18 protein-coding genes and 1 pseudogene are annotated in these 23836 nt (G+C 42.4%); 10 read left to right on the forward strand and 9 right to left on the reverse strand.

Going from position 1 to position 23836, the window contains the following annotated elements; translation table 11 throughout:
• Positions 1–439: 439 nt before the first annotated feature.
• Positions 440–1087, reverse strand: coding sequence for a TetR/AcrR family transcriptional regulator (locus V7164_RS10535; protein ID WP_335346068.1), 648 nt, complete (start codon positions 1085–1087; stop codon positions 440–442).
• A gap of 209 nt (positions 1088–1296) precedes the next feature.
• On the opposite strand from V7164_RS10535, the gene V7164_RS10540 reads away from it, so the two are divergent.
• Positions 1297–2031 carry a glucose 1-dehydrogenase gene (locus V7164_RS10540; RefSeq protein ID WP_335346067.1) on the forward strand — a complete coding sequence of 245 codons (735 nt, stop codon included), beginning with the start codon at positions 1297–1299 and terminating at the stop codon, positions 2029–2031.
• A 74-nt stretch (positions 2032–2105) separates the two neighbouring features.
• On the opposite strand, the pseudogene V7164_RS10545 reads toward V7164_RS10540, so the two are convergent.
• Positions 2106–2274: pseudogene (locus tag V7164_RS10545) on the reverse strand (thiamine pyrophosphate-binding protein); the annotation flags it as partial.
• Positions 2275–2668: 394 nt separating this feature from the next.
• Here V7164_RS10545 and V7164_RS10550 point away from each other — a divergent pair.
• Positions 2669–5116, forward strand: a complete 2448-nt coding sequence (locus V7164_RS10550) for a beta-glucosidase (protein ID WP_335346066.1) — start codon at positions 2669–2671, stop codon at positions 5114–5116.
• A 174-nt stretch (positions 5117–5290) separates the two neighbouring features.
• Positions 5291–6820 (forward strand): right-handed parallel beta-helix repeat-containing protein, encoded by a 1530-nt coding sequence (locus V7164_RS10555; RefSeq protein WP_335346065.1) that lies wholly within the window; start codon positions 5291–5293, stop codon positions 6818–6820.
• Between the two features lie 230 nt (positions 6821–7050).
• On the opposite strand, the gene V7164_RS10560 is transcribed toward V7164_RS10555, so the two are convergent.
• The 5 genes from V7164_RS10560 to V7164_RS10580 form a co-directional block, all read right to left on the reverse strand.
• Positions 7051–8172: an ABC transporter permease gene (locus V7164_RS10560; protein WP_335346064.1), complete on the reverse strand. Its 1122-nt coding sequence runs from the start codon at positions 8170–8172 to the stop codon at positions 7051–7053.
• Position 8173: 1 nt separating this feature from the next.
• Entirely contained in the window at positions 8174–9103 is a 930-nt protein-coding gene (locus V7164_RS10565) for an ABC transporter ATP-binding protein (protein ID WP_335346063.1), read from the reverse strand.
• Positions 9104–9561: 458 nt separating this feature from the next.
• The gene (locus V7164_RS10570; protein WP_335346062.1) at positions 9562–9987 is read right to left on the reverse strand and encodes an exosporium protein C; all 426 of its coding nucleotides are present in this window, start codon (positions 9985–9987) and stop codon (positions 9562–9564) included.
• A gap of 611 nt (positions 9988–10598) precedes the next feature.
• Positions 10599–11063, reverse strand: coding sequence for a phage tail protein (locus V7164_RS10575; protein ID WP_335346061.1), 465 nt, complete (start codon positions 11061–11063; stop codon positions 10599–10601).
• 22 nt (positions 11064–11085) lie between these two features.
• Positions 11086–11571 carry a GyrI-like domain-containing protein gene (locus tag V7164_RS10580; RefSeq protein WP_335346060.1) on the reverse strand — a complete coding sequence of 162 codons (486 nt, stop codon included), beginning with the start codon at positions 11569–11571 and terminating at the stop codon, positions 11086–11088.
• Positions 11572–11686: 115 nt separating this feature from the next.
• Between V7164_RS10580 and V7164_RS10585 the strand changes: the two genes are divergently transcribed.
• Complete coding sequence (locus tag V7164_RS10585; RefSeq protein ID WP_335354057.1) at positions 11687–12649, forward strand: helix-turn-helix transcriptional regulator; 963 nt, start codon at positions 11687–11689, stop codon at positions 12647–12649.
• A gap of 283 nt (positions 12650–12932) precedes the next feature.
• Here V7164_RS10585 and V7164_RS10590 read toward each other — a convergent pair whose 3' ends face one another.
• A complete protein-coding gene (locus V7164_RS10590; RefSeq protein WP_335346058.1) occupies positions 12933–13649 on the reverse strand; it encodes a hypothetical protein in 717 nt (238 codons plus the stop codon).
• A gap of 504 nt (positions 13650–14153) precedes the next feature.
• Between V7164_RS10590 and V7164_RS10595 the strand changes: the two genes are divergently transcribed.
• The 4 genes from V7164_RS10595 to V7164_RS10610 all read left to right on the forward strand — a co-directional run bounded on the left by V7164_RS10595 (position 14154) and on the right by V7164_RS10610 (position 21503).
• Entirely contained in the window at positions 14154–16670 is a 2517-nt protein-coding gene (locus tag V7164_RS10595; RefSeq protein ID WP_335346057.1) for a beta-glucosidase, read from the forward strand.
• A 712-nt stretch (positions 16671–17382) separates the two neighbouring features.
• Positions 17383–18480 (forward strand): serine hydrolase domain-containing protein, encoded by a 1098-nt coding sequence (locus tag V7164_RS10600; protein WP_335354058.1) that lies wholly within the window; start codon positions 17383–17385, stop codon positions 18478–18480.
• Positions 18481–19023: 543 nt separating this feature from the next.
• On the forward strand, positions 19024–20124 hold the full coding sequence (locus tag V7164_RS10605; RefSeq protein WP_335354059.1) for a metallophosphoesterase: 1101 nt from the start codon (positions 19024–19026) through the stop codon (positions 20122–20124).
• 131 nt (positions 20125–20255) lie between these two features.
• Positions 20256–21503, forward strand: a complete 1248-nt coding sequence (locus tag V7164_RS10610) for a TerD family protein (RefSeq protein WP_335347409.1) — start codon at positions 20256–20258, stop codon at positions 21501–21503.
• Between the two features lie 144 nt (positions 21504–21647).
• Here V7164_RS10610 and V7164_RS10615 read toward each other — a convergent pair whose 3' ends face one another.
• Positions 21648–22307: a hypothetical protein gene (locus V7164_RS10615; RefSeq protein WP_335354060.1), complete on the reverse strand. Its 660-nt coding sequence runs from the start codon at positions 22305–22307 to the stop codon at positions 21648–21650.
• 470 nt (positions 22308–22777) lie between these two features.
• Here V7164_RS10615 and V7164_RS10620 point away from each other — a divergent pair, with 470 nt between their 5' ends.
• Entirely contained in the window at positions 22778–23422 is a 645-nt protein-coding gene (locus V7164_RS10620; protein ID WP_438824136.1) for a VTT domain-containing protein, read from the forward strand.
• Between the two features lie 196 nt (positions 23423–23618).
• Positions 23619–23708 carry a RhuM family protein gene (rhuM, locus tag V7164_RS10625; RefSeq protein WP_335347412.1) on the forward strand — a complete coding sequence of 30 codons (90 nt, stop codon included), beginning with the start codon at positions 23619–23621 and terminating at the stop codon, positions 23706–23708.
• Positions 23709–23836: the final 128 nt, after the last annotated feature.

Raw genomic sequence — 23836 nt, forward strand, 5'->3', positions numbered from 1 at the left:
GAATCATATATTTATTTTATTTTGAGGCTAGTTGAATTTTTTCACATAATGCTGAGATTTCATCGAAAAGACAGAGTGCTTTATTTGATAATACAATATCTAAAGCTAATGATTCAGGAGGAATGATCGTAATATCAGGATAAACTAACCCAAATTCTTGTCGATTTAAAGAATGAAAGCAGGTTTTCATAATTGATAAAGATTCGATTAATTTTTGAACGGTATCATCATGAACTGTAATGTAATCGTTTAGCTGGCTATTATATAATTTTTTATCGTTAATATCACTAATGTCAAATTCTTGGACAAAGGCATTTATAAACTGTCCAGTTTGTGAAGTCTGTTAAGTTTGCAGAATTGCCATCGTTCACTTCATGAATACGTTTAACACAACGGTCAATTGTCGTTGTTTTATTTAATAGGACATTATTCATGATTTCTAAGCTTTAATATGTGATAAGTAGAGTTCTTTCATAATCTGTAATTGTCGCTTCGGTTTTACCTCTACATCGTAATAGTTAACTGATTTCATAAGGGCCAACTTTCGAGCGAATAAACCAAAGCTGTTTATGAGGGAAATCATGGTTTCCTTTATATTTATTTCCTTACGAATCGATCCATCGAGTTCTCCTTCTTGCATAATTCCCAACATCAAGACATAGATTTCTTCTCTAACTTCGTCATATATAACGATATCTTCCAATGGCTCCTTTGATATAGCTACATAATTTTCGAATGCATCAATAAACTTCGTAGAGTTTTTGGATGGGTGGGTAACACTCTCCGTTAGGTAATCAAATATCTTACTAAACTTTTCATACGCATTGTTTGGCTCATTGGCAATTCGTTGAAATTGATAAAGCTCTTCTTCCATTATCGATGTTGCAACCGCGACAATTAATTTATCTTTTTTTGGAAAGTATCGAAATAAAGTAGCGATGCCAATTCCTTCTTCATCAGCGATAACTTGCATTTTGACGTTTTCTAATCCAGAATCTGCAAATAATCGTTCAGCTGTTTTTATAATACCTTGGTAACGTTTGTTTCTGTTTTTTTCTCTTAATCCAGTTTTGTTGGAAGCCTCCATAACAATCTCCTTCGTTTGAATCTATTTTAGATATACATGGAATCTATTTGTTTTGCAATTATATCAGAATTCGTTTACAATTTGATTAATGATAGTTAGACTATCATTAATTTATCATGATAAAGTTATGATGAAGTGGTTTCGTAATAAAAAACATTTATGGGAATGATTACGGCGGAAGCATTCCCGAATAGAATGGAGGAAATTTAATGGGTCGATTAGAGAATAAGGTAGCAGTTATTACTGGTGGCGCACGGGGAATGGGAGCGTCTCATGTACGACTTTTTGCGAAAGAAGGAGCAAAAGTAGTCTTCACAGATTTAAATGAAGAAGGTGGAAATGCTTTAGCGAATGAATTAGGAGAAAACGTAAAATTTGTGAAGCAAGATGCAACCAGTGCAGATGACTGGGCCACAGTTATTACTGAGACTGAAAAAGCATTTGGTCCAATCAACATATTAGTAAACAACGCTGGGATCAGCATGAGTGTTCCACTAATGGAAATGACAGAAGAACAATATCGCAAAATAGTTGATATTAACCAAGTATCCGTCTTCTTAGGAATGAAAGCGGTAATCCCTTCAATGCAAAAAGCAGGAAGTGGTTCAATTATCAACATTTCGTCCATAAATGGACTTGTTGGTGGTGCGATAGGGTACACAGATACAAAATTCGCTGTACGTGGAATTACAAAAGCGGCAGCTCTTCAACTTGGTGGATTAGGAATTCGTGTTAACTCTGTTCACCCTGGTGTAATCGAAACTCCAATGGTTACACAAGGTGATGCAGTAGAACAAATAAAAGAGTTTGCAAAACACATTCCAGTTCAACGTATAGCAAAACCAGAAGAAGTATCTAATATGGTACTTTTCCTAGCATCGGATGAATCTAGCTATTCTACAGGTTCTGAATTTGTCATTGACGGTGGATTAACGGCAATGTAATAGAGTAGTTTCAACACCTCTATAAAGAGGGATAACCTTTTTATAGAGGCTTTTTTAGTGTTATAGAAATGGATATTTGTTAGTCGACCGTAAACATCTGCCATAAAAGCTGCCCCTTGTTCATGATGAACATTGATGAAATGAATCCATCAGGTCAAGGGTTTCTTTACCCATGATGCCAAAAATATACTCAACGCCCTTATTTTCTAAGCACTGAACAAGTAAATCTGTTGCTTTCGTCATACGACGCCCCTCTACCAACTTGTTTTTTCCTATTTTCCCCTGAATTTATTAAAAAACTTCATTTACTTGTGGTAAGAATAATGAAGCATAATGCTTATTAAATTTAATTTATTTTGATTGTTTATCTGGAAATCATTGCTGCTACAGTGTTTGAAAACCTTTTTAGGACTTTAGGAGCATTGCTATTCTCTTGGTTTTTGTTGGTGTTCTGCAATTAACCAGTCATACTAGCGTAATAGTATATCTCTCTAATAATGGACTTACTAGATAGTAAAGGAGAGTTTAAAAAACGAATTATTTTAATACGAATAAACAACTAGATGTGAAGGAGATATTAAGATGAAATGAATTATTTCAATTCGAATAGACAACTAGATGTAAGGGAGATATTAAGATGAAAAGAATGTTTCCAATTTTATTGACAGCAATAATCTTCATGTCTACGTTAGTAATGCCTATTAATACGATGAACGGTAGAGCGGAAGGGACCAAGCCCTGGATGAACACCAAGCTCTCTGCTGAGGAGCGCACCAAGCTGCTTCTTGACGCGATGACGATGGAACAGAAGATCCAGCAAATCGCCATCTCGCGCTTCAATGAGAACGACAAAGGTGAGACGGTCGTCATCAAAAGGGGCGGTAGTAACAAGTATATGAGCGGCGTATTCCCGCCTCAGGGTACCCTGCCCGGGTGTGAGTGGCAGGACACCGGCCGGCAGATCCGTGGAATCGAGGAACTGGGTATCCCCACAGTCCGCATGACCAACGGTGGTACGGGTGTGAAGGGCGGATCGTGTGGCAATGACCCAGTGGCGACGGGCCTGCCGTCCACCCTGGCTATGGCCGCGACCTTCAACCGAGGGCTGAACTATGAGGCCGGTCGAATCCTCGGCGCGGAGACACGTGCCTTCGCGCATCATGTGATGCTGGGACCGGGCATGAACCTCGTGCGCCACCCGTATAATGGCCGGAACTATGAGTACTTCAGTGAGGACCCATACCTGACTGGTACCCTGGCGACCGAGCAGGTCAAGGGCATCCAAAAACAGGGGGTCCAGGCCCAACTCAAGCATCTAGCTGGCAACGAGCAGGAAACCGAGCGGTGGACGATGGGTGTCCAGGTTCCCTCAAAGGCCATGAATGAGCTGTACATGCTGCCATTCGAGATGACCGTCAAGAATGCTGACCCGGCCTCCATGATGTGCTCGTTCCCGGATGTCAACGGAATTTATGCCTGTGACAGTTCTGAATTGCTCCAAGATGCTTTGCGGCGCAACTGGGGCTTCGACGGTTGGGTCATGAGTGACCGTCGCGCGATTCACAACACGGTCGCTGCCATCAAGGCGGGTACGAATGTCGAGCTCGATTGGGCACCACAATACTACACTCAAGAGAAGATCAAGAAGGCCCTTGACTCGGGTCAGGTGACAGAGAACGACATTGACAATCTACTTCGTCCACGGTATATCAAAATGATTGAGTACGGCCACATGGATGAGCCTTTCAACAAGTTCCTACCGGAGATTGTCGACCTGAAGGCCAACGGCGCTAGCGCGCGGAAGATGGCCGAGGAAGGTTCTGTGCTATTGAAGAACAATGACGGCTTCCTGCCACTGGACGGCAAGCCGAAGTCAATCGCGCTGATCGGCGTCGAGTGGTTCGCTGGTATTGCCAAGATGTCCCCGCGCTCCGTTCGGGACGACAATGAGAACGTCGTGACCTCTTATACGGTCACACCAAAACAGGGCCTAGAGAATGTGATCAAGGAGCTGGGCTATGGCACCAAAGTGACGTACAATGATGGCCGTGACCCGAAGGCTGCTGCTAAGCTTGCCGCTGAGTCCGATGTCGTGCTTCTCATGATCGGCGACAACCCGCATGAGACCAAGGACCGCGAGACACTCGGCTTCCCGGCTATCGACCTTGACAAGAACCCGGATCGAGTGGACTGGGTGGAGCAGGAGCCGATGATCGACGCTGTTCTGAAAGCCAACGCAAAGAACACGGTTGTGGTCCTGAAAACTTCCGGTACGGTGCTCATGCCGTGGCTGGATAAGGTCCCTGCAGTGCTTGAGGCTTGGTATCCGGGAATGGAGGATGGCAATGCCGTCGCCAATCTGCTCTATGGTAAGGTCAATCCGTCCGGCAAGTTGCCTATGACGTTCGGTGCCACTGATCGTGAGGCCGCCTTCGCGACCGAGAAGCAGTTCCCTGGAACCCGTCAAGACACTGGCAAGCCAGGAGGCCCTGGCCCGTACGGTGATGGTTCCGACCAGCTAATTGCCCAGTATACAGAGGGCCATAAGATGGGCTACCGCTGGTACGAGGCCAACAACGTGAAGCCTGTCTTCCCATTTGGGTACGGCCTGTCGTACACGACCTTTAAGTATGCCAACCTCAAGGTGAAGAGGGTTCGCGGTGAAGGAGGTGGCCCAGGAGGTGCGTTGTCTGGTATTGACGTGTCCTTTACCGTCACGAACACGGGTGGCGTTGCCGGCAAAGAAACCGCCCAGGTCTATTTGACCCTGCCAGAGGAGGCGGGACAGCCAGCCAAGCGACTCGTCAACTTCGAAAAGGTTTACCTTGAGCCTGGTAAGAGCGAGCGAGTGACTTTGCGGATTAATCAGGCTGACTCCAATCACCCGTTCTCCTACTTCATTCCGAAAGAACCGGACAACCTTGCGAACTGGGCTGATGGCAAGTGGGTTACCGCTGACGGAAAGTACGGTGTACATGTCGGCGGTTCCTCAGCAGACACCCCGTTAAAAAAGGACGTCCCGTTGAACTTCAAACTCAGCAGGGACAAGAGCAAGGGCAAAGGCAAAGATAAATCACATCGATAGGCCCTTGGCCATGGGATGACATCGGCGACCCGGCAGGGATTGTCAGGCATCTCGAAGGTGGTGAGCCCGCGGGCTCGGTGAATCAAGCCGAGGCCCGCGGGCTCATTGCTTTTCTCGACACCTTCATAGGCGACGAATGGACGAAAAGAGTTAAGGAAGGACGTGAGAAGTATTATGAAGGAATCCGTTCGAAAAAGCAGGCGAGGTCCGGCGTATTTGTGGTGGGTGGCCCTTGGCCTGATGGCCCTCTTGACCGCATGTACCGTTGAGGAATCCGAAGGGCCGATTGGGAGCGATGACGCCGTGGAACCCGCCCCGTCCGGGCACGGTGACTGGCAGGTCCCGGGCTTGGTAGACCGGTCCGGTGCGCCGATCGAGGTGCCGACACCAGGTCCGGCCACAGGCAGGACCCTGTACGTCACAGACTTCGGGGCAGATCCGGATCCGGACTCACAAGACGATGCAGCAGCCATCCGAGCGGCCTTGGACGCGGCTGAACCAGGTGACGAGGTCGTACTGCCAGCCGGCACATATGACCTGCGCTCCACTGACCCGGCCGACAAGTCGGCGAACATCGTGTTGCGCAGTGGTGTAGACCTGCGCGGTGAGGGCCAGGAACGGACTGTGCTGCTGACCTCCCTCGATGGCGAGGATAACAGCCGGGTGATCCGTGGCTCGGGCATTCACGATGTCATCATCGCTGACTTCACCATTACCTCCCGTCATGAGGGTCCCCTCGGAGATGACCCAGACAACGGCAATGCGGGTGGCGGCCCGATGTACGGGATTTACCTCGGAGCCCTCAAACGGAAGGCTAGTTCACAGGTACTTGTGGAAAACGTGGGCATTCGCAGGTTCGAGCGCCACGGGATCTCCGTCAAGGCAAGCCGTGAAGTGACCCTCTCTGGAAACTACGTAAGTGAGGCAACTGCTGTCGGTCCAGGCGGACAGGGCTACGGCATCGCTATCGAGGGCTCAGCGGACCAGCACGACCCGGATGCCACCAATGATTCCCGGCACAATGTCGTTATCGGTAATACCTTTAATGGCAGGCATCTGAGGCACGCCATTCTGCTTCAGTTCCCCACACACAACAATCTCGTGGCGGAGAACACTATCACCGGCAGCCACCTCGACGCAATCGACCTGCACGGCGAGGGTGAGTATCTGAACGAGATCCGGGACAACACGGTTATCGGCGGGCAGGGGGCGGGCATCGCGCTGGGAAATTCCGGCGGGTCCAAGAACAAGCACGATGCCTCAGGACCTGGAAACTGGGTGCACTCCAACGATTTGATTGGAAACCGTCAGGGAATCCTCGTCATCCTAGGAACTCCTGAGACCCTCATCGAGGATAACAGGATCACCGCCGGGAAGGGTTCGAAGGCTGGCATCGAGGTCCGCAATGCGCCAGGCACAGAGTTGCACGGTAATCACATCACTGGAGGGACTGACGGGTTCTGGGCGATCCGGCTCAGTGAGGACCGCGGTGCTGACGGACGGGGCAAAGGAATCCCTTCAGGCATCAGGATCGAGTGCAACGTCATTCGACAGGCCGCCAATGGCATTAGGATCGATGCCGGGAAGGACCTCAGATTGGTCGAAAATGTCGTTGATGGCATCGACGGAGCCAAGCTGAGGGTGGCCGATGGGATCGAGGTGATCCAGCGGTTTCCTACAAAAACGCAACGGTGCGAAAGTTGAGTACTAGTCATTTTTATTATAACTTCTATAAAGAACCCAGCCTTCATGAAAAAGAGGGCTGGGTTCTTCTAAAAAGTTCACTCATTTTTCATATAAACCGAAGGCGCGACTAGCGGATAGGAACTAGTCGGGCCTTTGGAAATTAGGGGCAGGATTTTTTTGCGAAATTTTGATAATCCAAGAAGAATTAATAAATTTGAGGTAATAGTACCGTCCTTTGTTTCATCGTTTTACCTGGTTGACACAATTGATTTTCTTTTATATAACAAGGAACCAATGATAAAGGCAATTCCACCCCAAAGAAGCATGTTTCCAAAACCAAACCAAAGAGAGGGTGAAAGAATAGAAGTATTATAGACCATACTGTCTCTTAGACCGTCTGCAAAATAGGTGAGCGGAAGAATGTTTGAAACAGGATGCAGCCATTCGGGCATTGTTTCAACCGGAAAGAAAATACCGCTTACAAACATCATCAGAAAGCTGACAATGTTTGCTGCTCCCATGTAGGCCTCATTTGTATTGCTAAAAGAAGAAATAAAATAGCCAATTGCATTGAAGGAGAGGGCTCCGATTAAGATGACCAGCAGTAAACTAGGGAAATTAATAAACAAATTAGCCCCGAATAGGAATACGCCAATTAAGGATAAGAGAATGATTTGAATGATGCTAAATAACAGGCGCATCACCATATCACTAAGACCAAAGATCCCCATTTTTGCCGGGGTCATCCGCAGCCTTTTTATTAACCCTTTTCTGCGCATATCCACTAAGTCAACCATTCCGAATAAGCCGCCTTGGGCAATTGATAAAGCAATCATTCCAGTTAAGAGAAAATCAGTATACTTTAATTCCTGGCTGCCTGAGGAAATGGTTTCAAATTGCTGCTCATAGGTTGGGGTTGCACCAACTGCTTGCAAGTTTGCCTGCTGAATAAATTTATCCAGAATACCCGAAACGACTTGGGTTGATACACTTTGTTCATTTTCTTTGTTTACGATCAGTTTAATCGATGTTGCCTGTGCTGATTCTGGCAAAATGATGGCAGCATCAACTTCCTTCTCTTTTACTAAAACTTTTGCTTTATCTTCATTAACAGAATCATTTCCACTTGCTTTAATAATAGGAATTTGTTGTAATTGCTTAGCCATCATAGTAGACGTTTCATTTGAAGATTCATTAACAATAACAACTTTCGTGCTGAAATCATCATTTGAACCACCGCCAAATATCGTCATAAAGATGACCATTAAAATAATTGGAAAAAAGATCCCCCAAAACCACGCTTGTTTTTCACGGAATGTTAATTTTAATTGAGCAAGGAACATTTGTTTAAATTGCTTGAGATTATTCATCTTAATCCCTCCACTCCTTACCGGTATAAGCGATAAAGACATCTTCAAGACTCATTTCGTGAATCGAAACTTGCTCGACTTGATATTCCTTGTCTTTTGTAAATTTAAATAGGTCAAAAAGTAAATCCTCGGGTTTAATGGTCCATAGCTTAAGTGCGGCGTCTTCACGTACTGTCCGTGTTACAGAATCAAGAGCTTTTGCAAAAAGCTCTGCATCATGGGCGGCTTTCTCTCCATCAAGGAAGGATAATCGAACCTCTCTTTCATTTGTTAATTTTTCTATTAATGCGGAGGGGGAATCCAAGATTACGACCAACCCCTGGTCAACGATGCACACCCTGTCGCTTAGTTTTTCCGCTTCTTCCATGTAATGAGTTGTGAGAATAGTCGTTTTCCCTAATTTCTTAAGCTCAAGAATGATCTCCCAAACATTGCGTCGTGCCTGGGGATCGAGTCCGGTTGTTGGTTCATCAAGAAATACGACTTCGGGATCACTAATCATGGCAAGCCCGATTGCAAGTCGTTGCCGCTGACCGCCAGATAGTTTCTTGACTTGATTCTTTCGGTGCTCGGTCAGATTTACCAATTTGAGAATTTCCTCAGTTGACCGTGCCTTATCGTAAAATGAAGCAAATAGATTCAAATTTTCTTCAGGGGTCAATAAGTCAAACATGGCACTAGATTGCGGCTGTACACCGATTTTTCTTTTAATGGTTATTGCGTGCTTGTTCCAGTTCAATTCGCCAAACTGTATTTCTCCATGATCAGGCGTAACCAAGCCTTCAATCATCTCAAGTGTTGTTGTTTTTCCTGCCCCATTTGGTCCGATGATGGTAAAAATCTCTCCTTCTTTTACAGAAAAGCTAATATCTTTAACGGCTTGAATGGAACCGAAGGATTTTTTTAAATTCCGAACCTCTAAAATATTCATAGTCACATCACCTTTCCTTGAAAACCAGCCATTTTCACAAAATTCCTAATTCAAAAAATATTACCAAGTTATTCCTATGTTGTTGAATATTAAAAGATTCATGAATTTCAGAGAAAACTCAGGGCTGGATTAGCAACGGTGGAGAATCCCTTCTTTTGACGAATTCTTTTTCTTCATTTGTAGAATTAATTGCCAATGCAGAGTATTTACATGGAGCCTCTAGTGGCAGGCTCCTGAGGGTCAGAAGCCAAGTACCTTTAAGGCTGGGCTATGTCTTGTAGGCTAGCGTGCCCACCTTTATATGGGAAAGAAAAAAGCATAAACAAAGAGATATTCCACCTTGTTTATGCTTTGAAAACGATAATTTACTTTATTTCATATAAATCAACAAATCATGTATACCACAAATTTGTATTGGGCATAAACATGGACCCCGATGCATAAAAGAGCAATCATCGTTAGCTTTTTATAGCTAGTCCACTAAAAGAAACGGGTCCGACAACGTTTGCTTGAGTGTTGGGGGTAATATTCTCAACAGTAAGCTGATAGAAGTTGGCGCCAGATTTTAAATTGAAATCAATGGCTTGAAATGTAAAGGTATAGTTTACCTCTGATTCAGGGTCTGATTCCACTCCATCTTGAGTATTAAAGATTTCTTTCCCATTGCGAAAGATTCTAAATACAATTTGAGCAATATTTGTAATTCCTTCCACACCCACGGTTGCAACTAGCTCAACTTTATTATTTCTTGAAGCATTGGCCGGGATGTTTAGTTGAATCGAGGCTAAAAGAAGTTTAAAAGGAGCTTGTGGAATTGTAATAGCGTTCTCTGGGTTAAAACTGCTTAGAGGCTCGGTTGCTTGATAATCAAGAACTTGTACCATTTTATCACCTCCTTTTGCATGATTCTATAAGATATGCTTTTTATCAGAGCCCGATCGTGCATTAAACTAAGCCGTGCTATTTTCTAAACTTTGTTTAATAAAACTGTTCTGGAGCATCTCGCTAGGGACGGTTACAACGTGAAATAGATAGGATTGAAGAAGTGTCATAAAGCATGAGAAATAAATTTCAAGAAAAAACGATAGTCTAGACAAAGAAGAGGTAATAAAAGTTTTAAAAAACTTTAATGAACTGTTTAACAAAGCAGAAGTAGAGGAAAGAAAGCAACTTGTAAGGTCACAAAAAAAAGAGGTTCACATGAATTGGAAGGAGGTTAAGAAGATAACCTTCTGATTTTCCTCAGACAATGCTTTATCATCTCATAAAGTGAGCAGAACCGTACCATAAGTAAATGGGGCTTTGTGAAAAAAGTAAAAGCACCTTCTATTATGATAGAGAGGTGCTGTTTTGTTATATGATATTTGTTGCAAGAATGGTCATTTTTGCTCTTGGAGCAAATTTGATACAATCAGGATTTTCATATCCAAATGAAGAAAAAGAATGACCAATGATAAAAGATTGATGAATTCCTTCTCTTGCACTTTTACTTACTTTAATATTCTCCTTTAATTACAAAAAACGAGCCTCGAATTGTTCCAGCTAGTTTAGACTTCTGCCTAGCAAACTTAAAATTCCCTTCTAATTCCTGTGGTACCTCCATCCCCTCAGAAAGCTTAAAACCAACAGCCCGCTTCTTAGAGCCATCAACCGTATACATGACGTTGACCGAAAGACCATCCTCATAAAAGACGTAGGCCATTTTGATATGTTCCACTTGAAAACGCGATGTTTCTAAAGGTTTGGCTGCAAACTCAATATCACGTTCTTCTTTCAAAATTCGGTTCACATAATCAAGGGTCTCCTGGCTTTCGCTAGCTGGTACAACCGTAAATTCATGCTTGTATTTGTTCATAAAGTAACGGGCTTCATTTGCACGTAAACCAGCGAGCGCTTCTGCTACAGGTGAAGACTCTAAACCAATTGTAGACACATTTTTAAAATCAACGATATAGTGCATTTCCAACCTTCCTTCTATCTCATTATTTCCTAACTACAGGAATCCACATTTCACCATAAAAGACTCCGTTTCGCTGCTCCATCACAACCGCTGCATTAGGTCCACCAACATAGGCAACATTGTTTGCTTCTTGTAAGGCTTGACCAAAAGCAATACCAGTAACTTTATTACTCAATTCATCTAAAGTATTACCTTCCCCTTTAACAACTAAGTATTCACCCTTAGGAAATTGGATAACTCTAGTTTCTCCTAGTTCTGGTGCCGCTGCCTCTGTCATGACGCCAGCATAATGCATCATCTTGTTATTCACGGCTTCGTTCACGATAAAAACGTAGTCGTTTGTGGCTATCGCTTTTAAAGTATCTAGCCTTCCATCTTGGCTGACGGCCTGCCAAAAGTCTGCCTTTTCCTTGTTTATACCTGCATAGTCCCTGTAGTCGCTCTTAAGCTCAGTTCCAGTGCCTAAAACGGTAAAGCTGTCTTTTTCTTCTATAGTGTAATTTGCCATGTGCAAAACCTTCTTTCTTTTTAATTTATATTAATCAAATGATTTGTCTTTTCACTTGATGAGTTTATAATAGCCTTAAATCATGTCAAAAAATGATACTGTTTAGGGGATCCCGATGAAAAAAGTTGAACGGATTAATACTATCATGCGGTATATCAACAACCGCGCCCGCTTTACAATTTCTGAAATCATGCGAGAATTTAATATCTCCCGTTCGACCGCTATTAGAGATATCAGAGAAATTGAAGCCATGGGGATGCCGCTTGTTGCTGAAGTTGGAAGGGATGGGGGTTATATTGTCATGAACAACTCTGTCCTTCCCGCTGTTCGCTTTACCGATAATGAGATTAAAGCTCTTTTTATTGCCTTTATGGCCACAAGAAATCAACAACTCCCTTATCTTAAGAGTCGTCAGTCTTTAGCTGAAAAATTACTTGGCCTCATCTCAGAAAACCAGCAAGATGACCTTGTTCTTTTAAATCAAATCTTGCTTTTTGAAGGGACAAACCCCAATAATCCCGACCTGCTTGATTTGTCGGACCTACCCGATCCAATGTTAGAAAAACTCATCCAAATCCTCCTTTTGGATAGCTATTTATTGATTACAATCAAGGAAGAGAAGATAACAAAGTCTTATTCAATTTATCTCTTGCACCTTTATCATGAAAAAGGCGTTTGGCTGATTGAAGGCTATGACTTAAAGGATGAAGAGAGGAGGATTTTCCCTGTTGACAATCTCACCAATGTTAAACCATACCCTGCGAAAAAAAGAATAAATAAGAAAAAGATTTTAGAAAAACTAAGTAAGGAGGAAGAAGTAGTTAACCTTGTCCTTGATCTTGGTCCAAAGGCGATTGCCCAGTTCAAAAAATACCATCCTTTAAAAATTTCCATTTCCTATACGAATCCTTACCAAACCACAGCCATTCTAAAGACCTTTATCAATGTTAATAATCCCGAAGAATTGACTGAAATAACAAATTGGCTTCTTTTTCTAGGTGGGGATATCAAGGCTAGGGAAGTGCCAGAAAAAGTTTTAGAAGTTATACAAGGGAGATTATCCTTATTTTGCCCATAAGTAGTTCCAGTTAAAACCCAAATAATTATGGGCTTGGCCAACTGCCAGTTACCCTTTATTTTCGCACACCCAAAAGAGATGGGGGGTTCCGAATGTTGGTAATAGTTTAAAAGGGTAATAGCACTTTTATCAGTACTGTTCCTTATTCATTTTATTAAAAAAGGTTTAATCTTATTTAGATGTGTTACGGGGAACCGTATCATAAATAGAGGCGTTTTTTTATAGCTAGAAGGAAAAAAATGATCGGCTGTTAAGGTTTTGCCGCCTATTAGGCAGCAGAACCTTACCCGCGCCACACAGGTTTCTCCGTTTTCTTAATAAGTTTGGATTTCCTTATTGTTTCATACATTTTTTTGGTTAGAAATATGGCAAAGAGATCGTTGCCACCGTATAAGGAGTATAGCCTTTCATTGGATCCGGCTTCATGTAAGAGCAAATTCACAACGGAAAAGGTTCTATTTGTAGCCAACTCCCATAAAACTAAATGGTTGTCGATTTTGTCATCCAAAATTAAGAACCTTTTATGATTAACAATAATCTCATAAGTATCTCCAGTATGAGATTGTTCGTAGCTCTCGATTGTAATACCTTCTTTTATTAGAAAAGGTGCAATTTCTTTAAAAAATTGACCAATGAACCCTTCAGCTAAATCCTCGGCATCGGACTTATACATTCTTTGTGTTTCATTCCAAAAGAGATAGCCTGTTTTATTTGACCTTTTTTTCAGTTCTTCGACAAGTTGATTATCGGCATGTTTATAAAATCCCAAAGCCTCTAATTCTGTTAACAATGACTTGATTCTCTTACTTCGACTCCAAGTCAGAATCCTTTTGGCAAATTTATTAAAGAAATGCCATATATCTTTTTTATAAATTCCTATTAACCTTACAATAAAGTAGATAAGCAGGAACATTAAAACGAACCCCATGTTTGTTTCATCCCCAATTCTACATAAATGCTTCCCGGCTAGTAATTCACCACTTAATTTTACATTTAACATATATACAAGATTATCCTGCTTCTTTACCCAAAGTATTTTTAAAAATAAAATGCCGCTTAAACAGGTGAGGTGAACCTTATCATAAGTAAATGAGGTTATAGGAACTTGGGAATTCCATCATGCAAATAAGAGGCAATACTTATTTCATTCATTACATGCCATCTTCGATTGGACTCCCAAATATTATATTAAAAAAGTTTATTTTATAAAAAAAGTTCTTCCAGCCTGTTTCAGTATATTTAGAATAATGCTCATTTAAATTTATTTATTTTGATTGTTTATTTGGTATATCAATGATTTTCTCAGTGTTTTAATACGTTTTCAGGACTTTACGATTATTACTAATCTCGTGGTTTTTGTTAGTGATCTGTAATTAACCGTTAATACTAGCGTAATAGTTTTTCTCTATACTGATATACTTAATCGGTTAGTAAGGGAGAGAATACGATGATAAAACGAATTATTTAAATACTAATAGACAAATAGAGAGTGAAGGAGATTAAGATGATAAAACGAATTAATTCAATTTTTTTGACAGCAACGATCTTTATGTCTTCGTTAGTAATTCCTGTTAATGCGGAGAACGGTGGAACGGAAGGGACCAAACCTTGGATGAACACCCAGCTCCCTGCTGAAGAGCGCACCGAGCTGCTTCTCGATGAGATGACGATGGAACAGAAGATCCAGCAAATCGCCATCTCGCGCTTCAATGAGAACGACACCGGTGAGACGGTCGTCATCAAAAGGGGCGGTACTAGCAAGTATATGAACGGCGAATTCGAGCCACAGGGTACCCTGCCCGGATGTGAGTGGCAGGACACTGGCCGACAAATCCGTGGGATCGAGGAACTGGGCATCCCCACAATCCGCATGACCAACGGTGGTACAGGCGTTAAGGGCGGATCGTGTGGCAATGACCCGGTAGCAACGGGCCTTCCATCTACCCCGGCTATGGCAGCGACATTTGACCGCGAGCTGAACTATGAGGTTGGCCGAATCCTCGGCGAGGAGACACGGGCTTTCGCGCATCACGTGTTGCTCGGACCGGGAATGAATCTCATTCGTCACCCGTACAATGGCCGTAATTATGAGTACTTCAGTGAGGACCCATATCTGACAGGTATCTTAGCGACCGAGCAGGTCAAGGCCATCCAGGACCAGGGGGTCCAGGCACAGCTTAAGCACTTGGCTGGTAACGAGCAGGAGACTGAGCGATGGACGATGGGCGTCCAAGTTCCCTCAAAGGCCATGAACGAGCTTTACATGTTGCCATTTGAGATGACCGTTAAGGATGCTGACCCGGCTTCGGTGATGTGTTCGTTCCCGGATGTCAACGGCACCTTTGCCTGTGACAGCTCTGAATTACTCCAAGATGCCCTACGCAACAACTGGGGCTTCGATGGTTACGTTATGAGTGACCGTCGCGCAATTCACGACACGGTGGCTGGCATTAAGGCGGGCATGAATGTTGAGCTCGACTGGGCACCGCAGTACTACACTGAAGAGAAGATCCAGGAGGCACTCGACTCAGGTCAGGTGACCGAGGACGACATCGACAATCTGCTTCGTCCGCGTTACATCAAGATGATCCAGTTTGGCCACATGGATGAGCCTTACGACAAGTTCCTGCCGGAGATCGTCGATCCGATGGCTAATGGCGCTAGCGCATTGAAGATAGCTGAGGAAGGGTCCGTGCTGTTGAAGAACGACAACGGTTTCCTTCCACTGGACGGCGAGCCGAAATCGATCGCTCTGATCGGCGTTGAGTGGTTCGCTGGTGAGGCCAAGATGTCTCCGCGCTCTGTTCGGGACAACAACGAGAACGTCGTGACACCGTACACGGTCACTCCACAGGAGGGCCTAGAGAATGTCATCAAAGAACTTGGCTACGACACCGAAGTGACGTACAACGATGGCCGTGACCCGGAGGCTGCTGCCAAGCTGGCCGCTGAGTCCGACGTCGTGCTACTCATGATCGGCGATAACCCACATGAGACTGTGGATCGTAAGACACTCGGCTTCCCTGCCATCGACCTCGACACGAACCCGGACAGAGAGGACTGGGTTGAGCAGGAGCCGATGATCGATGCAGTCCTTAAGGCCAACGCTGAGAACACCGCTGTGGTACTGAAGACTTCCGGTACGGTGCTCATGCCGTGGTTGGATGAGGTCCCAGCTGTCCTTTCTGCGTGGTTCCCGGGCATGGAGGATGGCAATGCCGTCGCTAACCTGCTCTACGGTAAGGTCAATCCTTCCGGCAAGCTGCCGATGACGTTCGGTGCCACTGAGCGTGAGGCCGCATTCGCGACCGAGGAGCAGTACCCTGGAACCCGTCAAGACACTGGCAAGCCAGGTGGCCCGGGCCCGTACGGTAACGGTTCCGACCAACTAATTGCCAAGTACACAGAGGGCCTTGAGATGGGCTACCGCTGGTACGAGGCAAACAACGTGAAGCCGGTCTTCCCGTTTGGTTACGGCTTGTCGTACACTACTTTCGAATATGATGACCTTAAAGTGAAGAAGGTCCAAGGTAAAGGCTCGTTGTCCGGTATTGACGTGTCCTTCAAGATCAAGAACACAGGTGACGTTGCCGGTAAAGAAGCAGCACAGGTCTATCTGACCCTACCAAACGAGGCAGGGCAGCCGACTAAGCGCCTTGTTAACTTTGAGAAGGTTTACCTTGAGTCTGGTGAGAGCAAGCAGATGACTCTGCGTATTAACCATGCTGACTCAAACCACCCATTCTCCTATTTCATTCCGGAAGAACCGGACAACTTGGCGAATTGGGCTGACGGTCAGTGGGCAACTGTTGACGGAAAGTACCGCGTGCATGTCGGTGGTTCCTCAGCAGACACTCCGTTAGAAAAGGATGTCCCGTTGAACTTCAAACACAGCAAGGACAACAGCAAGGGGAACGGAAACAACGGAAACAACGGAAACAACGGAAACAACGGAAATAATGGTAACAATGGAAATAAAGGAAATAACGGGAATAACGGAAACAACAACTCCCAACGTTAGGCCTCTGGCCATGGGATGACGTCTGCGGCCTGGTAGGGGTCGTCAGGCATCCCGAATATAGTGAGCCCGCGGGCCTCGGCGTGAATCGCCGAGCTCGCGGGCTCACTGCTTTTCTCGACACCTCCATGGGCGACGAGAGGAACGAAAAGTGTCAAGGAAGGATGTGAAAAGTCTGATGAAGGGATTAGTTCGGGACAGTCGGCGCGGTAATCTAAGTACTTATATATTCTAACTAGATTATATAAGTAATACGCTTAAGGCTATTTATTGTTTATATACTGATTAGTATTAGTATAAAACTATATTATTTTAGACCGCTGAAGAGCGGTCAATCACCCTATTGGCTTGTCATAGCTTAGGGTAATTTTTTTATCCATTTAATGATAAGTTTGTTTTTACTTTTTCGCTTGTCTAGGTTTTAGTCTTCTTGCGAACATTTACGTCTTCGGTCTCCTAAAGAGCACATCATAGGGCAGGGGTTACCTAAGTTGCCTATATCCTCTTACGACACTCCTTCCATTGGGGTTTTCAAATTATACTGAACTGTCTTGTAAATATAGGTTGTTTAAATTGCAAGTGTTTCAATTAGGGCTTTCCGTCATGGATATGAATGGTATGCTTCCTGAGCATTTTCTGGGAAAAATGTCATAATGGCTGCCCGAATACGTAAAAATGAAAAAGAGTAGATGCATAAAAAGAGGGAGATGGGGAAATGGAGAAGGCGAAGGTGCAAATGGAAATTGAACAATTTTTCAAGAAAAGAGTAGAAAAAGACCCCAAAATTCAAAATGCTTATTTGCGTGTTCATTCAGAGAAGCATGGGGTTGATTTCAAAATGGCTGCTGGAGAAGAAGCTATCCACCCCGAACAACCATTTTATATTGCTAGTATTAGTAAACTGTTTACGTCCGTATTGTTTGGACAGTTAGTCGAACAGGGGCAGTGTTCATACGAGGACAAAATTTCAAAGTATTTGGATGCTGAAATATTAACGAATCTGCATATTTACAAAGAGAAGGATTATTCAAACGAAATCAAAATCAAACATTTATTAAATAATACCTCTGGCCTAAATGATTTCGTAGAGGATAAGCCGGTAACAGGAAAGTCAATGCCTGACTTGCTTGTTGAAGAACCAAATCGAATATGGACTCCGCTTGAAGTGATCAATTGGGCGAAGGAGAACATGGAAAACCATTTTCATCCAGGAGGAGGATTCCATTATTCCGATACGGGATATCATCTATTGGGATTTATTATTGAAAATATCACAGGGTTGCCTTTCCATGAAGTGCTGAGAAAGAACATTTTTGAACCTCTGGGTATGAAACACTCCCATTTCTCTCGTACTGAACCAATAGAAAAGAGTCCATACGAAGTAGCGAAGTTTTATATTCGTCAAACAGACATGACCAATAATGAGAGCCTGAGCATTTTGTATGCTGGCGGCGGTGTCGTATCCACTACTGGTGACTTGTTAAAGTTCATGAAAGCATTAGTGAATGGTCAGATACTAAAGAAAGAAACTCTTGAAAAAATGAAAAGTGACTGGGGTAAATTCTTTTTAGGAATTGATTATGGGTATGGAGTGATGAACATAAAAACGGTTCCTGTGTTAATGCCAGCAAAGTATAACTCTTGGGGGAATGCCGGCTCTACCGGTTCGTTTATGTTTTACCACCCTGTGATGGATGCATATATCATCGGAACTTTAAACCAATTTGGATATGGTCAAAAAGGAATTAGGTTAATGCTTCAATTGACGGATAAACTTCTAAAAGCTACAAAAAAAGCTGAGGCATTATTGTAAAAGAAGCAGGGAACGAAATGCCCTTTGTAAGGACATTATATAAAAGAGTTTAGCAATCTAAAGAAGATGATTCTACTATTGAACGAGGGAACTGAAAAACCCCCAATATATTGTAATTTGGTTAATGACAGGGCTGACAAACAGTCCTGTTTTTTATTCGACTCTCTGCTCAATCATCCCTGAAACCTCATCAGTAGAAAAAACATTACCTTCTACGATGTCCTTTTTGGCTTGTAATTTATTAAAGGTTTTTTTACTATTTTATTTGGAAATCGTCCTTTTCATAATTACTAGCCAAAATCTTTTGTATGATTTACAATATCCCCCATTTTCTAATTCATGTTACTATTAAATTAGGAATTTTTATGGAGGATTAATCTTGAAAACTATATCCGAAGAGGTTATTCGTTTCCGAGAGAAATGGCGAAAGTTAATTAACTCTGAAATTGAATACTACTTGATAAATCAAAATGAAAGAACTAGATTATTTACTTATTAGGGTAACTTCAGGATTACCTCATTCGTGGATTAGGAGAATGAAAAATGTTTATGATTATAGGTATCATCGCCCTATTAATCTATGTCGGGTTGGTATATTATATCGGCTGGCGTGGATACCGTTGGCTGCGTCCGGAAAAATCATCACGAAGGTTTAAAACACTTTACATCATGGTAGTAGCCATTTCAGCTGCTTCCTTCATTATGGGTCGTATTTCTGGTATTACACTTCTCAGCAAGATAGGCGCATACTGGATGGCCATCTTTTATCTGCTTCTCCTGTTAGTACCAGCTGCCCATATTTCTGTGATTGTGCTGCGCTTAACTCGTTTGTCACGCACTGGGACGCAGAAGTGGGCAGGAAGAGTGATATTGGTTCTAACGATTTCCTTCCTTATTTATGGTACTTATAATGCATATAATCCACTTGTTCGTTCTTTTTCAATCCAGATAGAACAAGGTACATCATCACTTGATTCACTAACTATTGCAATGGCCGCGGATACGCATTTTGGGTTACTGTCTGGTAAAGATCATGCGAAACGTCTAGTTAAAGAAATCAATGGGATGGAACCGGATATAATCCTATTGCCAGGAGATCTAATTGACGATGATATTCAGCCTTTCGTGGATCAGGGGATCGATGAGGTTTTGTCCGAGCTTCATGCCCCCTATGGTGTATATGCCACTTTGGGTAACCATGACCGGCATAACGGTACGATGAAGGAATTAATTGATACAATAGAGCGAAGTGGTATCAACGTACTTTATGATGAAGCTGTCACAATAAAAGACCAACTTACATTGATTGGGCGAAAAGACCGCAGAGATCCCGATAGATTGGAATTGAACCAGATCATGAAGGGGGTTGACCTTTCTAAACCTGTGATTCTGCTTGACCATCAGCCATATGACTTGGATATTGCTCAAAAAGCGGGTATAGACTTGATGTTGTCGGGTCACACTCACCATGGCCAAGTTTTCCCAGGTAACTTAATTACGGATTCAATTTATGAGAATGCATGGGGGCATCTTAAGAAAGGAAGCATGCAATCGATTGTAACAGAAGGTTTTGGCTTCTGGGGTCCGCCGATCCGGATCGGAACGAGGTCAGAAATCGTGAGAATTCAGGTGAATTTTGAATAACGACAACTGATGCTGGGCGACAAGAACATGTCCCATTAAAGGCCGTGTAAATCTCAGCTTTTTGTGATTGTACGCTAAGGGCGTAATTGGAGTTAGGTAATCAATGCATAGATAAGAAAGGATTGGTTTAAATGAATCAACTGCTTCAGATGGGAGCAAACACTGTTTTAAGTTCTCCAAAAGGGAATGTTACTGTTAGCTACGAAATTTCTAATTCGATAGATATATCCTTAACAGCTTTTCTTTTAACTGATTCAGATAAGGTACAAGGAGATAGCGGAATTATATTTTATAATCAACCAACGAGCTCTTCTGGTGTAGCTACCCTTATACCATCTGAGAATGTAGGTAATACAAAAGTACATAAAATTAATTTTGACATGAGTAAAGTCCCTGCAGGTATTACTAAAATAGCTATTACGCTTACTGAGGATAATAGCAAGGGTTTTTCAAATGTAAAGAATTTAAAGGCAGAGATATGTACCGATGATAACAGAATCCAATTAACCCCATCCAGCTTCAAAAATGAAAATGGAATAGTAGTATTAGAATTATATATACGGAATGGCCAAACAAAGGCAAGATCAGTATGGCGCGGATTTGATTCTGGTCTTGAAGGTTTATGTAAAAATTACGGTGTTGAGGTTGAAGCGGATGAGCAAAACAAGCCTTCCGAACCTAAAACTATTCAAAAACAAACTCCAAAAGAACCTGATAAGATCCTAACTGTTCCTGGAAATAATAATAGTCAAAACACGTTGTCAACGATAAGCCTTGAAAAGGTAAAGGGTAAGGTAAGTCTCGAAAAAGGCCAAAAGCCAGTTATCATTGAGAAAACACCCGAGATTACGGCTACAGTATCTTGGAAGACTGGGACAGATTATGATATTTATGCTTTAGTCTATACAAAGGATGGTAAGCAGATAGATGTAGCGATGTTTGGGGCTGAGGGAACACCTCCCCTCTACCGGTATGGAAACGGGGCAGTGGAACATATGGGGGATGTTGGGAGAAGCGGTTGGTCAACGAAGACAGAAATAATTAAATTAAGGTTAACGGATGATATCCTCGCAGTGGTTCCTGTGGTTTATTCTGCTCAGTCAAATGGAACAGGCTCATTCTACAGATACAAGGTATCCATGAGTATAGATAATCATAGCGGAACCTCCGTTACCATATCCTCCAAGAATGCAAATAACAATGATCGAATTTATACATGTGTGCCCGGAATACTTCATAATACGCCAAATGGAGTTATTATTAGTCCATTAGAGCTTTATAGTAAGCAAAACTCAGAGTGTAGGCCTAAACTTAAGATGGGGTCTTCAAATATGGTAGAAGTTTTAATGGATAAGGGACCAAAAAATGATTACAAGTAGACAAGAGATATGAATCTGAAAATCCGCTAGTTTAATGGCGGGTGAACCGAACCATAAGTAAATGAAGTTTTAACTTTTCCCAACTTTAAACAAAGGTTGGGATTTTTATTGTTTTTTATGAGGGAACTTTTCATTCCCAGTCCTTCAACTGTATATTTTTTTATCTTGATAAGCCTTTGTAGCAAGCAGGGCTAGTATTAATACGAATTCAGCTATATTATGTAAGGCATCAGTTTTTAAAAAGTGGATCATTGGTGTGAGGCACATAATCAAGGTTCCGATAAAATACCATGGCCATTTTTGCTTTATCCAGATCATAATTGATGTGACGACTAACACAATAGAGACACCAATGATCATGAAGGGAGGAAAGTTTCCTGCTCCTACATTTTTATAGCTTAAGACACCATACTTCATAGTAGGTTCTAGGGAAATTCCCCTGACCACTGTAACGAATTCAATGATAATCAAACAAAGTGTCAATAAGACAGCGAGCCATGGGACGATGCCTTTTTTTGCCCATTTTAGATTTGCCTTTACTAAAGTATTCCAGGCAAATAGGACGAGCAAGGGGGTGATAAGGGCATGCAAATAGTATCGGGTTAGGTTTAATGCCCTCAGTAAGTCTCCCTCTCCAATGTATTTCCCCAGTGCTAGGATCCCATTATCATAGAGTAAAGCCAGAATAACCATCAGTAGTACATTTCCAATATCAGCCCAACTGTGCCATTTTGCTAACAGGACAACTACTGCGAATAGAATTAGGTATGCGATGGTAAGTAATGAATAGATGACAGTATCCATGATCCGCTGCCTTTCTAAATAAAGATAGAAATAGAAATAATAAGCCTATCTTATTGTATAAATAAAAAACTTATTTTATTCAAAAATCTTCGAAGGAGTAGGCATGTTCGGATATAATCTCCATAAACCAGTTTACTCAGATATTCTATAAGTGATTTCGTATTTTAACTGTCGATCTTCCGTTAATAAACTATATGTATATGGATCTAACAAGAAAGTGAAGTAAGTTGGTCGCAGATCAATAATACAAATGGAAAAAATGGTATTCCTAAGGCATGCTAACAGCTTTTAAATTTATAATGAGATAGGATACATTGGTGTTCTTTCGAATCTACCGTTTCGAACAACTCGTAGTCGTTAAGTGATGAGCAGTTCAAGTGTTTTGTGATAACATATATAGGTGAAAATGAAAAAGACTACATTACTAAGTCAGATTACCTGATGAGAAAACTATGAAAGTGGGAACAAATTTGACAATAATTCAAAATATCATTGATTTCATCCTACATATTGATGAACATCTAGTTGAAATCATCAAAAACTTTGGCGGATGGTCATATGGAATCGTATTTTTAATCGTATTTGTGGAAACGGGAATTGTAATTTTCCCTTTCTTACCGGGTGATTCTTTATTGTTTGCTAGTGGTGCTCTTGCCGCGATGGGGGCATTTAACATTTTTTTACTATTGTTTGTCTATTTTTTCGCGGCGATAATTGGGGATACTGTCAATTATCATATCGGTAGTAAAGTAGGGACAACCATCTCACATGGAAGTTTAATGGGGAGATTGATTAACCAAGATAAAATGATGAGAGCTGAGGCTTTCTTTAATAAGCATGGAGGAAAAACAATTGTGATCGCCCGGTTTATGCCATTTATTCGCACGTTCATTCCTTTTATTGCAGGGGCGAGCAGGATGAACTACCGATATTTCTTGATTTATAATGTGGTTGGTGCCGCAGTATGGGTAGGCATCTGTACGATCTTAGGCTATTTTTTTGGCAATATCCCAATTATCAAAGACAACTTTTCAACGGTTCTCTTAGCAATTATCTTCATTTCTGTGCTGCCAGCCATTATCGGGGTGATTCGGGGGAGATTGAAAAAAGGATGACGGTTCCAAAGATGTGGACTCCGCACTTAGAATAGTCACGTAGAACAGTATCATAAGTAAATGCGGTTTTTCTGAGAACAGATACAGCACCATTCCACTACTTGTGGGAGGTGCTGATTTGATTTGATGGACATTTGTTACACAGAGGCCTGTTTTGATTTATTAGGAATCCTAATTTTTTTCTTCAATTTATAACATTGAAATGATTATCGCTATTGGCTATCGTGTTCGCTCCCACCGAGGTACACAGTACCACCAATGGACAAAAGAGCGAATAAATGAATAAATAACATTTTCGTGAAAAAGACCCTACAGAAATCACCACGGGTAATGATTTTTAATCTTGCTAGTCAAGAAATATTTAACAGTTATGGCCGGTCCCTTTTTTACCCGTTCCTTTCTTGCCAGTCCCTT

This window comes from Bacillus sp. JJ1474, from assembly GCF_036965225.1.
Classification (GTDB): domain Bacteria; phylum Bacillota; class Bacilli; order Bacillales; family Cytobacillaceae; genus Cytobacillus.

Bases quoted from the DNA above. Each gene is read 5' to 3' on its own strand.
- V7164_RS10535 (WP_335346068.1), bottom strand. From the start codon at position 1,087: ATGGAGGCTTCCAACAAAACTGGATTAAGAGAAAAAAACAGAAACAAA.
- V7164_RS10540 (WP_335346067.1), top strand. From the start codon at position 1,297: ATGGGTCGATTAGAGAATAAGGTAGCAGTTATTACTGGTGGCGCACGG.
- V7164_RS10550 (WP_335346066.1), top strand. From the start codon at position 2,669: ATGAAAAGAATGTTTCCAATTTTATTGACAGCAATAATCTTCATGTCT.
- V7164_RS10555 (WP_335346065.1), top strand. From the start codon at position 5,291: ATGAAGGAATCCGTTCGAAAAAGCAGGCGAGGTCCGGCGTATTTGTGG.
- V7164_RS10560 (WP_335346064.1), bottom strand. From the start codon at position 8,172: ATGAATAATCTCAAGCAATTTAAACAAATGTTCCTTGCTCAATTAAAA.
- V7164_RS10565 (WP_335346063.1), bottom strand. From the start codon at position 9,103: ATGAATATTTTAGAGGTTCGGAATTTAAAAAAATCCTTCGGTTCCATT.
- V7164_RS10570 (WP_335346062.1), bottom strand. From the start codon at position 9,987: ATGGTACAAGTTCTTGATTATCAAGCAACCGAGCCTCTAAGCAGTTTT.
- V7164_RS10575 (WP_335346061.1), bottom strand. From the start codon at position 11,063: ATGCACTATATCGTTGATTTTAAAAATGTGTCTACAATTGGTTTAGAG.
- V7164_RS10580 (WP_335346060.1), bottom strand. From the start codon at position 11,571: ATGGCAAATTACACTATAGAAGAAAAAGACAGCTTTACCGTTTTAGGC.
- V7164_RS10585 (WP_335354057.1), top strand. From the start codon at position 11,687: ATGAAAAAAGTTGAACGGATTAATACTATCATGCGGTATATCAACAAC.
- V7164_RS10590 (WP_335346058.1), bottom strand. From the start codon at position 13,649: ATGTTAAATGTAAAATTAAGTGGTGAATTACTAGCCGGGAAGCATTTA.
- V7164_RS10595 (WP_335346057.1), top strand. From the start codon at position 14,154: ATGATAAAACGAATTAATTCAATTTTTTTGACAGCAACGATCTTTATG.
- V7164_RS10600 (WP_335354058.1), top strand. From the start codon at position 17,383: ATGGAGAAGGCGAAGGTGCAAATGGAAATTGAACAATTTTTCAAGAAA.
- V7164_RS10605 (WP_335354059.1), top strand. From the start codon at position 19,024: ATGTTTATGATTATAGGTATCATCGCCCTATTAATCTATGTCGGGTTG.
- V7164_RS10610 (WP_335347409.1), top strand. From the start codon at position 20,256: ATGAATCAACTGCTTCAGATGGGAGCAAACACTGTTTTAAGTTCTCCA.
- V7164_RS10615 (WP_335354060.1), bottom strand. From the start codon at position 22,307: ATGGATACTGTCATCTATTCATTACTTACCATCGCATACCTAATTCTA.